The sequence below is a fragment of the Candidatus Methylomicrobium oryzae genome (genome assembly GCF_016745425.1).
Classification (GTDB): domain Bacteria; phylum Pseudomonadota; class Gammaproteobacteria; order Methylococcales; family Methylomonadaceae; genus Methylomicrobium; species Methylomicrobium oryzae.
On the sequence record NZ_JAERVK010000011.1, the window covers coordinates 182,898 to 197,680 of the forward strand.

The following is a 14,783-nucleotide window of genomic DNA, read 5'->3' on the forward strand; positions in this document are numbered from 1 at the left end:
TTAAGATACAATAGCGGTGCGAAATTTGCCACATTGGAGCGGATTTGTTACATAAATAAAGATTCACCTTTGATTTTTTCAAGTAACTGAAAATATTGACGCTGCAGAGGTATTCAAATAAATCGATATTTAATTGATTTATGCAGCAAGACCCGGAGAGTCGAATTTCAATACCGTCCTATTCAGTCAAACAGGCCGGCGAGAAGAAAACGGCTGGGATTTAGTAAATCGAGCTCCGGCAAAATAAATCATTGCATTGGAACGAGGAAAAGGGAACACGATCGGTTTGGATAATTGTCGGTCTTTTTTTTGTAAAACAGAATATTTCGAAGCGAAAAAATTTTATTTCGGCAAGCAGTGGGGCATCAGTCATAGTTGCTTGAATTAATAATGATTGAACCGTCTTCTGTCCATTTTACTTTGGTGATTCCGGGTTCCTCGGCTTCCAAAGCATTGAGTATGGCTTCCTTTTGCTCTAGTAAGAGGCGCTGCCTTCTGACTTCGTCGGCCAATGTCTTATTTTCCATAAGAATATGCTTATGCTCCAGGCCCCGCGTTACCGCGTTTATGAGTTCGACAGGATTCCAGGGTTTGTTAATAAAACGGAAAATTTCCGCCTCATTGATAGCGTGTTGGATACTATTTAAATCCGCATAGGCGGTAAGAATCATTCGGACTGTGTCAGGCTGGATTGCTTTGAAAAACGTCAGGAACTCCACACCGTTCATACCCGGCATCTGATAATCCGAGATAACAAGATCAAAGGGCATCTTTAGAGCGGCAGCCAACGCCTCTTCACCATTGAGAAAGGAGGTTACCTGATAATCTTTCAGGAGCCGAGAAATCGATCGTAAAACATTGGGTTCATCATCAACCACCAAGATTCTGGAGTTGTTCGCTTGAATTTTTATAGACATACGACGGACCTGGAAAACAGACGTATAAAGTGGGTTGATTATAGGGAAGAACAGGTTATCTGTGCAATTTTGTATTTTAATGCCGGGTACGAAAAATTCCTGACAAGTGAGGGCGTTGAAGGATATGCACCGGCATAAAATTACAACTTTTTGATTTTATTGCAGATACGCGGGCTGGCTTAGGCGGCCGTTGACGGCGATGCTCCTTTACCGTTCGTTTCCTGTCATGCGGCTATACGGCCGGTTTCGATTTGCACAGAAAGCTCAAACTCGGCAGCGAGGACGGCAAGCAGATTAACCCTGTCGGTCTCTCGAACCGGATGCAGCCCGGTCGTTTCGGCATTCCGAATACAATGCGCCCGAGCCGTCATGTGGCGCTGATCGAGGAAAAGGCCGCATCCGGAAAGGCAGTGCGGGACTTCTTGCTGGCGTACCTTCCGCTGCTGGCGCAGTTGAATCAGTTGATCGGTTTCCTGTTCCGCCATTACGGTAATGTGCCAGATATGAGGAACTACACTAACCGGTTTGGGCGCGGATTTCCGGACAGACGGCGTCTGGCCGAGGACGCGGCTTTTTTAAGAGGACGGCTTCGGGGCTCTGGCCGTGCGGTCATACTGAGAGCATTTGAGGGCGCCCGATTACTTCGCCGATCACGGCAGCTCCTATTACACCGGAGCGATGAAGCGCGGATAGACAAGCTTCGGTTTGCTCGGGCCGGATCGAAAACAGCAGTCCGCCGCTGGTTTGAGGATCGAACAGGGCCGGGTGAGTGGCTGGCGAGATTTTACTGCCCAGGATTGGCTGCACGGACCGGAAGTTCCGTTCGGCGAGCGAGGCGGCGTAACCTTTTCCGAATAATTCGGCAACGCCGTCCAATAACGGAATCGCCCGATAAACGAGCTGGACGCCCAAGGTACTATTATCGCGCATCATTTCGAAGGCATGGCCCGCCAGCCCGAAACCGGTGACGTCGGTGCAGCCTCCGATCGCGAAAGGGCGGATCGCCTCCAGTGCCGCCCGGTTCGATTGCCGCATGTTCAGCAGCGCCGCGTCGACCCATTTCCCGTTTGCCTGTGCCAGCATGTTTGCGGCCAGGAGCACGCCGGTGCCGATCGGTTTGGTCAGGATCAAGCGATCGCCCGGGCGGGTCAGCCGTTTCCTCAGCACTTTCTCCGCTTCGACTTCGCCCTGGACGGACACTGCAATCGCCAGTTCCGCACCCTCGCCGGTATGGCCGCCGACCAGCGAGACGCCGCTTAGGGTCAAACTATTCAGCACGCCGGACATGATCTGAAAAATGTCTTCCCGATGAATCCGTTCGCTGGCGGGAGGCAGCGTCAGGCCGACTTGCGCGGTCTTTGCGGCGCCGCCCATCGCATAGATGTCGCTGAGCGCGTGCTGGGCGGCAATCTGGCCGAAGACGAACGGATCGGAGATGAACGACCGGAACTGGTCCAGGCTTTGCAGGCACAGCCTGTTTTCGCCGAAGCGGGTCAGCGCGCAGTCTTCGCCGTCTTTCGCGCCCAGCAAGACGGCATCGTCGGGGGGAATATCGAGTTTTTCGAGGCTCTGCGCCAGCGCCGAAGCGGCCACTTTACTGCCGCAGCCGCCGCAGGTATTGTCCCGCCAATCGTCGGGAACCAGCGAGAATTTGGGCTTGGGCATCGCGCGGATGAAGTGTTGCGGTTTCGCTGGGAAGGAACGCGCCTGAAAACGCCGCATGAAGTGTCGGTCTATCCTGTCCTTCACGCGCCATAACAGCGAAGGGCTCAGCCAGCGCAGGATCGAGGCGTCGTCCTGATGCACGATCGCTTGGCGGTCGCCGGTCGTAATCAGCGACAGTACGTGTTTTTTCGGGCGAAAGATTTTCGGCGCGGACTGGCGGGTGAAAAAGGCGCGGAGGTTGTGTTCGAGCACCGCGCCTTGCCGGACCGCGTACACGCCGGCTTTTTTCAGCGGAGAAGGGGTGAAATGGATACAGTCCCCGGCCGCGAAGAGCGCGTCCCCGTTTTCGACGCGCAGTTTTTCGTCGACTTTCACGAAGCCGTTCCGGTCGACCGCCAGGCCGGAAGCCGCAAACCACGGCGGCGCCGCCGCCTCGGTCGCAACCAATATCCGGTAAAACGCCTCGCTCCGAAGCCGGCCCTGATTGTCTTTCAGCAGCAAGCCGCTTTCCTGCAATTGCAGCACTTCGGTATTCGGCAGTACTTTGATTCCCGCCGCATCGAGCGTTTTAGCCAACTGTTTCCCCGCGCGGACGTCTTTGGCCGAGACCAGAAAATCGTGGCGATGGATCAGACTGACCTTAGCGTGCCATCCGTTCCGGTCGATCAGCATTTTCAGGATGATTGCGATTTCGACGCCCCCGGCGCCCGCGCCGACCACCGCCAGCGCTAAAGGCTCCCGGCCTCGGTAAACCTTCAGGCCTTCGATCAGCCGGTCCCAATGGGCGATGAATTGCGAAATCGGCTTCATCGGGATCAGTTTTTCGGTCGATCCCGTCGCCGGGTTTCCGATCGACCGGGGCGCAATCCCGACGTTGATCGATGCGCAGTCATAGCCGATTTCGGGACGGCCTTCCAAGCGAACCTTTTTGAGTTGCGGATCGATTCCGATGATTTTGGCTTTGACGAAGCGCTGGCCGAGTTCCTCGCAAAGCCGCCTCAGATCGAAATGGCATTCCTCGTAGTCATAATAGCCTGCCAGATAGCCGGGCAGCATGCCCGAATAGGGCGAATGGGTCTGGTCCGAGATCAGGGTAACTCGGAGTCCGCCGATCGGGTTCATCGCGAACCTTTTCAGCACCTGGATATTGGCGTGTCCGCCGCCGAGCAGCACCAGGTCGGAAACGATCGGCGGCGGATTATGATTCATGCTGCAGCCTTTGCAAAAAATCGAGACAGCCTTCCCAGTCGCCCCGAAACAGCGTCTTGCGGGACTTCAGCGCCAGCGAATACAGATATTGCTTGTCGTAATAGATGCTCAGCAGGCGTTCGATCCAGTCGAGGTGAAGTTCCTGGCTGTCTTCGTGTATCGCATCAGCCGCGAATGCCCGGGCCAGCCGCTTCTTGATTGTGTCGCATTCCAGCCCCCCGAGCTTGTTTCGGATCCTTTCGATGTTCATGGAAAAACGCTGTTCCAGCGCTTCTGTCTGCGTGCCGCCAGCCAGAGGCATTTGAATGTATTCCCGGTAAATGGCCAATGCCCGCTCCCTGACCGGCATTTCGATCCTAGCCATCGGCGCAGCCGCCATCCGCGCATAGAAATCGTCGGGCACGTGGCAGCGGCCGATGTTCGGGCTTTCGTCTTCCAGCACGGCGTTCGGCGTCATTCGGTAAAGCGCCTGCGCCAGACTGTTCTCGAAAGTCGCCTGCTGCGGCTGAACGGTGCCGAAATGGGCTCCGAACGCGCTGCCTCGATGATGGGCGAGTGCTTCTAGATCGACAATGTTCAGGAGCCGGTGCAGCAGGCGGGTTTTGCCGGAGCCGGTCATTCCAGAGAGCACCACGAACGGCGCCGGATTGTCCAGCATCTTCAGCGCTTCGTGCCGTAGCGCTTTATAGCCGCCCTCGACCCGCAGCACTCGACGGCCGTTTTGATAAATCCAGTCTTGCGCAATCCGCGACCGAAGCCCTCCTCGCCAGCAGAACAGCAATGCCGGCGCCTCGGGATGGCGGTCGATCGCCTCGCACCAGCGGCGAATCATCGCTTCTTTATAGTTGCCGCTGACCAGTTCGTGCCCCAATGCTTTGGCCGTTTCGGAGCCTTGGGTTTTATAGGCCAGGCCGACGTCGTGGCGATGCGCGTCAGAAAGGATCGGCATATTGACCGTATGAATCAGATGCGCCTTTTCATACTCGCCTTCGGACCTGACATCGATCGCAGCCAGGCTTCCGCCGGTGCTCAGCAGTCCGAAGGCTTCGGAGGCGGAGACAAGGGGATAGGAATTCATTATGATGCGAAGCATGTTCAGGAAGGAAAATACCCTAATCAATGTGGACCGAACGAGATACGCTCCAGTCCTTCCGGAGAAGCCTAGGCTCGGAGGCCGATTATAACAGCAGCGATTGGAGGGAACGGCGCATTTTAAGCTATGTTGCCGATTGGCGGTTCGCGTCGGGCTAACGGACCTGGCGGAATATGCCGTGAGAGAATGATAGGATCAGCGAATAGCCGCCGGCTGGATTCTTACCTTATCCGGTTTTTTTGCGCGCTACAAGCACGCCGTCCCGGATCGGGTTGATGTACGCGTCGAAGTCGGGATCGCCGAAAATCAGCGCATTGTGTTCGAGTATCGCCTCGGTCCAGCCGGGTACGATGTCGGTATACTCATCCATTGCGACGCGCCCGTGCCAGAGCACGTTGTCGGCGATATAAAGCCCGCCGGGGCGGATTCGGTCTTTGGCAAGGCGCCAGACTTCCGGATAATCGCCTTTATCGACGTCGTTATAGCAAATATCGAACGGTTCGTGGGTGCGGGTGAAAATGTCCTGCGCCAACCCGGTATGGAAGTCGATCCGTTCCCATAAACCCGCCGCTTTCAGAAAATGCTCGGCCTGGAACCGGTTCAGCGGATCGCCGTCGGTGCAGACAACCCGGCCCTCGGAGCCCACGGCGCGGGCAAACCAGTAGGCCGAATAACCGTAGCCGCTGCCGAACTCGAACACGCTCTCAGCGCTGACCGATCGGGCCAGCGACTCCAGAAACACCCCGACCAGGCGCCCGACGATCGGGAAACTTCTCTGCACGGCCAAGGCCTCCATCTCCCGCAACACAGGGGTATCGGTGCGGCCGAGCAAGCCGCGCATATAGTTTTCGATCGCCGGATCGACCGGAACGATAGAGGTACGATTGGACGGTGTGGAAGATGTGCGATCGGTCATCGGCGGTTTTCTCCTGGCTCTATGAGAAGGGATGGCTCCGGGCTTTTTTCACTCCGCGGTCAGGATATCCAATACGGCCTGGACCTGTTCGGCAGTCTCGCGGCCGAGCGCGGTCAGGTAGCCGCCGTCTTCGTGCGTGACCAGTCCTTTGCGAAACAGGCGCCGGGTTGCTTCGATCACTTGGGTGTCGGCATTTTTATGTACCTTGATGCCTTCCTGCGTGGTGGTCAGATTATAACGAACCAGCACATTCAGTTCATCGACGAGTTCGGGAGTATAAAACACGGGAAACGCTCCATTTTCGGTAAATTAAAATCTGTTGGCATTGTAACCCGAATTTGCGGCGTCCGTTCAAGCGTTGAGGAGCTTGCCGGAGGCTTAGGCAGGTTTACGGACGGTGGTATACCGGCTATGCTATCGATTTTTCGTCTTGATCCTCTTTTTACTCGATGTTCGCGATGCGTTTCCGTTCGTTACTTCTCATGGCCGTGCTGTTTGCGTTTGGCGGACCGTTGGCGGCTGCTGTCGATGCCGAGGAAGGCGGCGATGCGGAACCGGCCTTGGAGGACGATTCGGGAGGCATGCCGGTCGTCAGTCTCGATCGGCAGAAACAAAAAATGGCTGGCCTGGAGATCGTGAAAGTCCGACCGAGCCAATATCAGCCGGAATTCACCGCCTACGGCAAAGCGGTCAATGTCCAGCCGCTCTTGGCGCTGAGGAGCCAATACCGGGTCGCGCTGTCCGAGCAGAAAAGCGCCGGCGCACGGCTCGCCCAGTCCGGGCAGAGCATTCGCCGCACCGAAGAATTATACCGGCATGGGGTCGCGGCCAAGCGGGTCATGCAGGAGCAGCAGTCGTTCTGGCAGACCGACAAGGCGCAGTTCGAGGCCCGGCGCGCCCAGAGCAATGCGGTGCTCGAAGAGGCGCGGGTGATGTGGGGCACCGAATTGGCCGATTGGGCATTTCAGGCCGGCAAGGACCGGTTGAGCGATTTCGTGAGCGGCAAGGAAACCCTGCTGCTGGTCACCCTGCCGGCCGGCAAGGCATTGCCGCTGCCGAATACGGCGGCGTTCGCCGATCCCGAAGGCAGTCGCGCTAATGCCGAGGCTGCCGCCTATATCTCGCCCGCGCCCCAGATCGATCAGGCCGTGCAGGGAACCAGTTATTTCTTTCGGACCTCCGGCAGCAGGGTCAGGCCCGGCATGACGGTCAGCGTGTGGCTGCCGGATGGCAACGCGCAGGAAGACGGCGTTACCATTCCCGCATCAGCGCTGGTCTGGTCGATGGATCAGCCGTTCGTGTATGTGAGAACCGGTCCGGAAGCCTTTAGCCGGCGCTTGATCGGAAACTACCTGCCTTCGCCCGAAGGCTATTTCGTTCGGGACGCGTTGAAGGCGGGCGAAGACATCGTGTCGGTTGGCGGGCAAATGCTGCTGTCGCAGGAGTTTCGTGCGCAAATCCCCGACGAGGACGATTGATTACGTTGCCCGGAGACCGAAAATAAACGCAAGCCTCCATTAAGCCGATGTTCATCGGCAATGTGTATGCTGATACCCAGAGAAAAGGCCTGATCCAAAAGCCCCTGCCGGGTTTTTGGAACGGCTTACCGGTTCAGTATCGTAAATTCATTGGGAGGAGATTGTCATGATTCGATCGGATTTTCGGGCTAAATGTTTCATTTTGGCGGCCGTTGCGTTGCTGTTTACGGCAGGTCCTGCGTTTGCGGACAAGCCGGGTTGGGCGGGTGGGCCTCACGGAGGACAAAATCGCGAAGCCGAACGGCGGCAAGACCGGCGCGATTATTCGGGCAGGGAACACCAGGGCGGGGATGGCGGCCGGCGGGATTGGGACGGCGACCGGGACTACCGGCGCGAGAGACATGCGGACCGAAAGGACGGGCCGCGTTATAAGGACGTGGATCGTCCTCGTTACAGCGGCGGCCGGTATTTCGTCGATAATCACCGCACGATCGTGCACAATTATTATTACGACCAATACCGCGGTTACCGCTGCCCGCCGGGATTAGCGAAGAAAGGCAACGGTTGCGTGCCGCCCGGCCTTGCAAGAAGATGGGCGATCGGCCGGCCTTTGCCGCGCGATGTGGTTTTTTACGACGTGCCGCAGCCCGTGGTCTTGGGCTTGGGATATCCGCCGCCGGGCTATCGGTTTGTGCGCGTGGCGTCGGATATTCTATTGATTGCGATCGGCACCGGGATGGTGATGGATGCAATCTACGACCTAGGTGGCGGCTGGTAGCGGTCTTTCCCTCCCTCGGCCGCATCGCCGAGGGGGGCATGTTAAGCAGAACTTTTTCCCGTAGGGGCTGAGGCATGGCCGCAAAACTGACTGCGATACAAGCCGATATCACCGTTTTAGCCGTCGATGCGATCGTCAATGCCGCCAATAGCAGTCTCTTGGGCGGGGGCGGCGTCGACGGTGCGATCCATCGCGCGGCCGGCCCCGAATTGTTGCGGGAATGCCGGCTGTTGGACGGCTGCGAGGTCGGCGATGCGAAGCTGACTCGAGGCTATCGGCTGCCGGCTCGATATGTGATTCATACGGTCGGTCCCGTCTGGCAGGGCGGGACGCGGAATGAGCCCGAACGGCTGGCATCGTGCTACCGGCGTTGCCTGGAAATCGCGGCCGACCATGATATCCGTACTCTGGCGTTTCCGGGCATTAGTACCGGCATTTACGGCTATCCGGTCGAACTGGCTGCGCAGGTGGCTTATCGGACCGTCTCCGCTACGGTGGCCCGCCTGGTTTCGATAGAAGAAGTCATTTTCTGCTGTTTCTCGGCGGCCGATCTGGCCGTATACGCCAAACTGCTCTCATTAGGCATGAAATGATCTGCGTCTCGTTTGCTTCCGTTTAGAGACTGCTTGAACGTCTTGAGGAAAAACGGTGCAAGCTGTGCTTTCTGACAGTGGTTTGGTTATAATCTCGGGCTGTTTTTTATCAGGAAAACAACCGATGAATCCGCCCGATTCGGCCGAGAGGCCGCCCCAACCTGTCACGTTGCGCCAGGCTTTCGGCTATTGGCTTAAACTCGGGTTTATCAGTTTCGGCGGCCCGGCCGGTCAGATTGCGATCATGCACCACGATCTGGTCGAGAATAAGCGCTGGATTTCCGAGCGGCGTTATTTGCATGCCTTGAACTACTGCATGCTGCTGCCCGGTCCCGAGGCGCAGCAGCTGGCGACTTATATCGGCTGGCTGATGCACCGGACCTGGGGCGGAGTAATCGCCGGCGGACTGTTCGTGTTGCCTTCCTTGCTGATACTGATCGGCCTGAGCTGGATTTACCTGGCGTTCGGCCAGATTCCGGTCGTCGCCGGCGTATTGTACGGGATCAAACCGGCGGTGACCGCGATCGTGCTGTTCGCGGCTTACCGAATCGGGGCGCGGGTGCTGAAAAATGTGCTGCTCTGGGCGATCGCGGCGCTGGCGTTTCTGGCGATCTTCCTGCTTCATATGCCGTTTCCTTTGATTGTCTTGAGTGCTGCCTTGCTCGGGGCGATCGGCGGCAAACGGGCGCCGCACCATTTTGCGGTCGGAGGCGGTCATGGCGCGGCGCACCGGCATTACGGGCCGGCGCTGATCGACGATCATACGCCGACGCCGGAGCATGCCCGTTTCGGTTGGCGGCGTCTCGTTAGAGTGATCGTCATCGGGCTGATCCTGTGGGGCGGCGCCTTGGGCTTGCTCTGCGCCCGCTATGGATGGGACGATGCGTTAACACAAATGGGCTGGTTCTTTACGAAGGCGGCGTTGTTGACATTCGGCGGTGCCTATGCGGTGTTGCCGTATGTGTACCAAGGCGCGGTCGAACATTACCAGTGGTTGAGCCCCGAGCAGATGATCGACGGCTTGGCGCTCGGCGAAACCACGCCGGGGCCGCTGATCATGGTCGTCTCGTTCGTCGGTTTCGTCGCCGGGTGGGGCGAAGCGCTGCTCGGGCCGGAGCAGCGCTTTCTCGCGGGCGCGGCGGCAGCTTTCGTGGTGACTTATTTTACCTTTCTGCCGAGTTTTCTGTTCATTCTGGCCGGCGGCCCGCTGGTCGAATCGACGTACGGCAATCTCAAATTTACCGCCCCGTTAACCGGCATCACCGCGGCGGTGGTCGGTGTGATCCTGAACCTTGCCGCGTTCTTCGCCTTCCATGTATTCTGGCCGAACGGCTTTTCCGGCCGCTTCGATTATGTCTCGGCGCTGATCGGTGCGGCGGCGCTGCTGATGCTGTTGCGCTACCGGATCGGGGTGATCTCGGTGATTGCGGCCTGCGGTGCGGCGGGGCTGGTTTTTAACCTTGTGGCTGCGGGAGCGGTCTGACGGATTCGGCGGCGCTGCTTAAGAGAGGGGACTGGTTTGGGGTAACGAAAGTTGACTGTGCTGCCGGCGGTTTTCCGGCTCCGCAACTTCCCAGCTGCCGCCCAGGGCCTTATACAACGCCACCCGTTGGCCGGCGAGCCGGGCCTGGCTTTCGATCAGGGCCTGCCGCCGGGCCAGCAGCGACCGTTCCGCGGTCAGCACGTCAAGAAAACCGGTCAATCCCTTCAGGTAGCGTTCGCGGGCGAGGTCCAGCGCCAGTTTTTCGGCGGCTTCGGCTTGCTGCAGCTGCGCCTGGCGCCGCCGCTCCTGTTCGATTGAAGCCAGCGCATCCTCGACTTCCTTGAAAGCATTCAGAACGGTGGCGCGATAGGCATGCGCCAGCTCCTGATAGCGTGCTTTCCTGCCTTCGATATTGGCCTGGATACTGCCCCAGTTGAAGATCGGAAACGCCAGGGTCGAAGCGGCCGACCACGATTTGCCGAGCATCGTGAAATCGGTGATGTCGGTATTCTGGAGGCCGATGAAGGCCGCCAGGTTGATGCGCGGATACTGGGCGGCAACCGCGGCGCCGATGTCCGCATTGGCGGCTTTCAGCCTTCGTTCGGCACTCAGGATGTCGGGCCGGCGGCGCAGCAGTTCCGAGGGCAGTTCGGCGGAGACCGGCTCGGCCGGCTGCGGAATCGGCGCGGGCCGCTGCAGGCGTTGGGTCAGTTCGCCCGGCGCCCTGTCCAGGAGCACGCTCAACGCGTGCAGGGCCAGTTTGACCTGGTTTTCGTAGAAAGGGAGTTCCGCTGCGGTCGCCTCGACCTGCGCCTGGGCTTGCGCCACATCCAGATAGGAGGCGAGGCCGGCTTTTTGGCGTTCCCGCGTCAGATGCAGGGTGTCCTGCTGGGTAGCCAGGTTATCGCGAATCACCGCCAGCAGCTGCTGATTGGCGCGTAGCGTAACGTATTGGCCGGCCACTTCGCCGAGCAGGCTGACCGTCAGGGCGCGGCGGTTTTCGATTTCGGCTTCGATAGTTGCTTCCGCCGCCTCGACGGTCCGGCGGATGCCTCCGAACAGGTCGAGTTCCCATTGCGCGTCGAAGCCCGCCTGGAAGATATCGATCAGATTGTTGCCGATGCCGAACGCGCCACCGGATGCCGTGCCGCCGACCGCGGTTGTCGTTCCGGCTGAAGAAGTGAAGCTGTTCAGGCGGCGGGAAGCGTTGCCGTGCGCGGAAAGCGTCGGCAGGCCGGCGGCAACTGCCTGTGTCCTTTGGGTGCGGGCGATCCGGATGCGCTGGAATGCCTGTTTCAGATCCAGATTGGTCGCGGCCGCTTCATCGAGCAACCGGTTCAAAGCCGGGTCGCCGAACGTTTTCCACCAGGCCTGATCGCTGTGCAGCGTATCCGGGGAAGAAGGGCTTTCGCTCCATTGGGCGGGCGCGGGCATTCGGGGGCGGACATAATCCGGGCCGACCGTGCAGCCGGCCATCGTCCCGGCGAAAATCAGCAAGAGCGTTTTGTTCATGCCGGCGGCTTGGGAAGAGCGGTGGGGGGCGGCGCGGTTTCACGGCCGACATCCGGCGCCTCGATGAAAACGTCCATCTGCTGCCCGACAAAGACCGGCATCTTATTGCGATCGAAGCTGTACAGCACTTGCAAAACCCGGGTATCGACGCGTTCGGTACTGTCGCCGGTCAGCGATTTTTTGGGCACGACGAAGGGTTCCACCCAGGCCAGCGTCAGGTCGGTCCGAAACCGGCGGTTGCCGCGCAAATAGGCGACCGCTTTGCTTTCCCGACGGAAGCGCCAGGCGTCGTTTTCGTCGATATCGACGCGGACATGCAGGTCTTCCAGATTGCCGACCAGCATCAGCGGGGTGGCAAGCGGACCTGCCTGGGCGAATTCTCCCGGCCGCACGTTCACTTGCAGTATTTCGGCGTCGATCGGGGTTTCGACCTGCAGTAAATCCAACGTGGTCCGGCTTTCTTTGACCGCCGCTTCGGCCTGCAGCACCTGCGCCTTGGCGCTGTCGAGCCTGCGCTGTGCAATCAGCGTGGCGTTCCGGCGCCGGTCGAGTTCTTCGGTGCTGATCGCGCGGCGGTCCTCGATGCTTTCGGCCAGGCGCTGCAGTACTGCGGCATCTCTGACGCCGGCTTTCGCTTCGCCGACCGCGGCCTTCGCCCGCGCCAGATCGGCTTCCCGCACGCTCAGGTCGGCCAGTGCCGCACGGTCGTCGATCGAAAATAAAAGATCGCCGCGTTTGACCCGGTCGCCGACTTTGACGTTGACCGACTTGACGATGCCTGCCAAGTGGGTGCCGATCGCAATATTCTCGCTTTTCGCCTCGACGATGCCGGCGCCGGCGATGAACGAGGCATAAGGCGAAGTGGCCGGTTCGGTTGCGGCCTGGGCGACCGGCGTCGGCTTGTTGCTGGTGAACACCTCGAATACGCCGAACAGGAAGCCGGCGGCGGCCAGCACGGGTAGAGTATATTTGGGTAGCATCCTTAATTCCGTGAAGGGTTAAACTCGGCGTTGCTCATCATCCGTCCGGGATTGCTGCACTTTGACGATTTTCCCGTCGTCCATTTGTGCAATCCGGTCCGCAAAATCGAAAATGCGGGCGTCGTGGGTCACGATCACCAGCGCCCTGGAGCTGTCGACCGCGACCGACTTCAGCAGTTCGAGCACATGCCGCCCCGTTTCGTGGTCCAGCGCGCTGGTCGGCTCGTCGCAGACGATCAGCCGCGGGTCATGGACCAGCGCGCGCGCAATCGCCACGCGCTGCTGCTGGCCGCCGGACAGTTGGGAAGGCAAGGCGGCTGCGCGATTTCCGAGGCCGACCTGTTCCAGAACACAGTTCGCCTTGCGTACCGCCTCGTGGCGGTCCATGCCGTTGATGATCAGCGGAATCGAGACATTTTCGGCCGCGCTCAGCGTCGGCAGCAAATTATAAGCCTGAAAGACGAAGCCGATATTTTCAGCGCGAAACTTCAGTTTTTCCCGGCTGCTCAATTTCAGCAGGTCCTGGCCGAATACGCTGCACAGGCCCGAATCCTGGTCCAGAATCCCGGCGATGACGGAAATCAAGGTCGTCTTACCGCAGCCGGACGGGCCGACCAGCATCATCAGTTCGCCGACGCGGACTTCGAGGTCGATACCCTGCAGGGCGGTGATTTTTTGCGAGCCGGCAGCATAGGTTTTGACGACATTTTGGCACCATACGGCCAATCCATTGCCATTCATGCTCATCCTTTGAACACGACCGCCGGTTCCAGCTTGATCACTTTGCGGATACTCAGCAAGGCGGCGAACATGCAGATCAAAGTTATGCCCGCACCGCTGAACACGAGCAATTGCCAGGGGAACTTGAACGCCAGAATCGTATTGCGCATCGTAAAGCCGAACAGGGCGGTCAGGCCGACGCCCAGCCCATAGCCGATGCTGCCGACCAGCAGTGCCTGCAGCAGGATCATTCTGAGCAGTACGCCGTTACTCGCGCCCATTGCCTTCAGCACGCCGAACTGCCGGAGGTTTTCCAGCGTGAAGTTATAAAAGGTCTGGCCTGCGATCGCTGCGCCGACAATGAAGCCGAGTGCGACCGAAATGCCGAAGTTGATCGGGATCCCGGTGTTTTTCATGAAATAATCGTAGGTGAGCGTCTGGAACTCTCTCTGGGTATAGGCGGCCAGGCCGGTCGATTCGCGGATGCGGCGGGTGAGTTCGCCGATGTTCTGGCCCGGTTTGGCCTTGACCAGCACGAACGACAGCAGCTTGCGCTCCCGCGGCGCATACTGCAGCGCGCGGTTGTAGGTCGTATAGAGGACCGGCTGGGACTGGAAAGTGCGCGTTGTCTTGGCGATCCCGACCACGATCGCGCGCCGGTCGTTCAGTTCGAGCGTGTCGTCGATCGCCAGCGGCACGGGTTTTCCGTCTTGCGCCGGCGCTTTGGCCAGTTTGGTGGTCGCGCCCTCGATGTCGACGATTACGCCGTCGCTGCGGCGCAGGTCTTCCAATCTTCCTGTCAGCATCACCGGCGGGCCGCCGATCAGTGTGGCATCGTCCAGGCCGATCAGGTTGCAGGTTTGAAAAGTCCCGTCATAAAGGCGCGCCTTGATCAGCCCTTTATACAAAGGCACCGCCCAGGCGACGCCGGACACGCCGCGCACCCGATACAGTTCGGTGTCCTGCATCGGCTTGATGTCGTCAATGAACTGTACCTTCGGGTCCATCACCCAGATGTCGGGCAGGCCGACGTCGGAAATGAAGCTGTACGATCGGGTCATCAGGCCGAGAAAGATGGCGGGCTGCTGGGTCATGATCAGCGAGGCGAAGGTCAGCCCCATCACGATGCCGAGATACTTTCCGCGGTCGCCCATCAGCATGGTTAGCGCAATGTAATTCATTTTTTAGGGTCGGGAATTCGAAGTGTTCGGTCATGGCCTGATCCGTGTAGTTTAGCTCCTCATTGACGAGCAGTATTTTAATCAGGATAAATACTTTAGTAGAGAAGATGATTTAACGCTAAGTTCAGCTCTTGTAGGGTGGATTCGCCGCCAGGCAATCCGCCATTGCTTTGAGGCCTGCTGGCGTTTTGCTATCGCGAAAACGCCCTTGTATCTTAATCCCGGCCATGATTAGCTATCATGACCTGAGGCAGAATG

The 14,783-nt window shown here is 58.8% G+C and carries 14 protein-coding genes; 4 read left to right on the forward strand and 10 right to left on the reverse strand.

The window, feature by feature from the left end; all coding sequences use genetic code 11:
* Positions 1–365 precede the first annotated feature (365 nt).
* From JJL52_RS13770 to JJL52_RS13795, 6 genes are all read right to left on the reverse strand, one after another.
* Positions 366–917 (reverse strand): response regulator, encoded by a 552-nt coding sequence (locus tag JJL52_RS13770; protein ID WP_236994252.1) that lies wholly within the window; start codon positions 915–917, stop codon positions 366–368.
* Between the two features lie 224 nt (positions 918–1,141).
* Complete coding sequence (locus JJL52_RS13775) at positions 1,142–1,402, reverse strand: hypothetical protein (protein ID WP_202053061.1); 261 nt, start codon at positions 1,400–1,402, stop codon at positions 1,142–1,144.
* Positions 1,403–1,526: 124 nt separating this feature from the next.
* Positions 1,527–3,791 carry a selenide, water dikinase SelD gene (selD, locus tag JJL52_RS13780; protein ID WP_202053062.1) on the reverse strand — a complete coding sequence of 755 codons (2,265 nt, stop codon included), beginning with the start codon at positions 3,789–3,791 and terminating at the stop codon, positions 1,527–1,529.
* Positions 3,781–4,869: a tRNA 2-selenouridine(34) synthase MnmH gene (gene mnmH, locus JJL52_RS13785; RefSeq protein ID WP_202053063.1), complete on the reverse strand. Its 1,089-nt coding sequence runs from the start codon at positions 4,867–4,869 to the stop codon at positions 3,781–3,783. The genes selD and mnmH overlap by 11 nt, the downstream gene beginning before the upstream one ends.
* A 241-nt stretch (positions 4,870–5,110) precedes the next feature.
* A complete protein-coding gene (locus JJL52_RS13790; RefSeq protein WP_202053064.1) occupies positions 5,111–5,800 on the reverse strand; it encodes an O-methyltransferase in 690 nt (229 codons plus the stop codon).
* A 48-nt stretch (positions 5,801–5,848) separates the two neighbouring features.
* The gene (locus tag JJL52_RS13795; RefSeq protein WP_202053065.1) at positions 5,849–6,085 is read right to left on the reverse strand and encodes a TIGR02647 family protein; all 237 of its coding nucleotides are present in this window, start codon (positions 6,083–6,085) and stop codon (positions 5,849–5,851) included.
* 197 nt (positions 6,086–6,282) lie between these two features.
* Here JJL52_RS13795 and JJL52_RS13800 point away from each other — a divergent pair, with 197 nt between their 5' ends.
* From JJL52_RS13800 to chrA, 4 genes are all read left to right on the forward strand, one after another.
* Positions 6,283–7,278, forward strand: coding sequence for an efflux RND transporter periplasmic adaptor subunit (locus tag JJL52_RS13800; protein ID WP_202053066.1), 996 nt, complete (start codon positions 6,283–6,285; stop codon positions 7,276–7,278).
* Positions 7,279–7,444: 166 nt separating this feature from the next.
* A complete protein-coding gene (locus JJL52_RS13805; RefSeq protein ID WP_202053067.1) occupies positions 7,445–8,056 on the forward strand; it encodes an RcnB family protein in 612 nt (203 codons plus the stop codon).
* 74 nt (positions 8,057–8,130) lie between these two features.
* On the forward strand, positions 8,131–8,649 hold the full coding sequence (locus JJL52_RS13810; protein ID WP_202053068.1) for an O-acetyl-ADP-ribose deacetylase: 519 nt from the start codon (positions 8,131–8,133) through the stop codon (positions 8,647–8,649).
* A gap of 124 nt (positions 8,650–8,773) precedes the next feature.
* Positions 8,774–10,132, forward strand: a complete 1,359-nt coding sequence (chrA, locus tag JJL52_RS13815) for a chromate efflux transporter (RefSeq protein WP_202053069.1) — start codon at positions 8,774–8,776, stop codon at positions 10,130–10,132.
* Positions 10,133–10,150: 18 nt separating this feature from the next.
* On the opposite strand, the gene JJL52_RS13820 is transcribed toward chrA, so the two are convergent.
* The 4 genes from JJL52_RS13820 to JJL52_RS13835 are packed head-to-tail and all read right to left on the reverse strand — an operon-like array spanning position 10,151 to position 14,525.
* Positions 10,151–11,644, reverse strand: coding sequence for an efflux transporter outer membrane subunit (locus JJL52_RS13820; RefSeq protein ID WP_202053070.1), 1,494 nt, complete (start codon positions 11,642–11,644; stop codon positions 10,151–10,153).
* Positions 11,641–12,624 (reverse strand): efflux RND transporter periplasmic adaptor subunit, encoded by a 984-nt coding sequence (locus JJL52_RS13825; RefSeq protein ID WP_202053071.1) that lies wholly within the window; start codon positions 12,622–12,624, stop codon positions 11,641–11,643. The genes JJL52_RS13820 and JJL52_RS13825 overlap by 4 nt, the downstream gene beginning before the upstream one ends.
* An 18-nt stretch (positions 12,625–12,642) precedes the next feature.
* A complete protein-coding gene (locus JJL52_RS13830; protein ID WP_202053072.1) occupies positions 12,643–13,365 on the reverse strand; it encodes an ABC transporter ATP-binding protein in 723 nt (240 codons plus the stop codon).
* A gap of 2 nt (positions 13,366–13,367) precedes the next feature.
* Positions 13,368–14,525 carry an ABC transporter permease gene (locus tag JJL52_RS13835; protein WP_202053073.1) on the reverse strand — a complete coding sequence of 386 codons (1,158 nt, stop codon included), beginning with the start codon at positions 14,523–14,525 and terminating at the stop codon, positions 13,368–13,370.
* Positions 14,526–14,783 lie beyond the last annotated feature (258 nt).

Bases quoted from the DNA above. Each gene is read 5' to 3' on its own strand.
- JJL52_RS13770 (WP_236994252.1), bottom strand. From the start codon at position 917: ATGTCTATAAAAATTCAAGCGAACAACTCCAGAATCTTGGTGGTTGAT.
- JJL52_RS13810 (WP_202053068.1), top strand. From the start codon at position 8,131: ATGGCCGCAAAACTGACTGCGATACAAGCCGATATCACCGTTTTAGCC.
- mnmH (WP_202053063.1), bottom strand. From the start codon at position 4,869: ATGAATTCCTATCCCCTTGTCTCCGCCTCCGAAGCCTTCGGACTGCTG.
- JJL52_RS13775 (WP_202053061.1), bottom strand. From the start codon at position 1,402: ATGGCGGAACAGGAAACCGATCAACTGATTCAACTGCGCCAGCAGCGG.
- JJL52_RS13830 (WP_202053072.1), bottom strand. From the start codon at position 13,365: ATGAATGGCAATGGATTGGCCGTATGGTGCCAAAATGTCGTCAAAACC.
- JJL52_RS13805 (WP_202053067.1), top strand. From the start codon at position 7,445: ATGATTCGATCGGATTTTCGGGCTAAATGTTTCATTTTGGCGGCCGTT.
- JJL52_RS13825 (WP_202053071.1), bottom strand. From the start codon at position 12,624: ATGCTACCCAAATATACTCTACCCGTGCTGGCCGCCGCCGGCTTCCTG.
- selD (WP_202053062.1), bottom strand. From the start codon at position 3,791: ATGAATCATAATCCGCCGCCGATCGTTTCCGACCTGGTGCTGCTCGGC.
- chrA (WP_202053069.1), top strand. From the start codon at position 8,774: ATGAATCCGCCCGATTCGGCCGAGAGGCCGCCCCAACCTGTCACGTTG.
- JJL52_RS13820 (WP_202053070.1), bottom strand. From the start codon at position 11,644: ATGAACAAAACGCTCTTGCTGATTTTCGCCGGGACGATGGCCGGCTGC.
- JJL52_RS13835 (WP_202053073.1), bottom strand. From the start codon at position 14,525: ATGAATTACATTGCGCTAACCATGCTGATGGGCGACCGCGGAAAGTAT.
- JJL52_RS13790 (WP_202053064.1), bottom strand. From the start codon at position 5,800: ATGACCGATCGCACATCTTCCACACCGTCCAATCGTACCTCTATCGTT.
- JJL52_RS13800 (WP_202053066.1), top strand. From the start codon at position 6,283: ATGGCCGTGCTGTTTGCGTTTGGCGGACCGTTGGCGGCTGCTGTCGAT.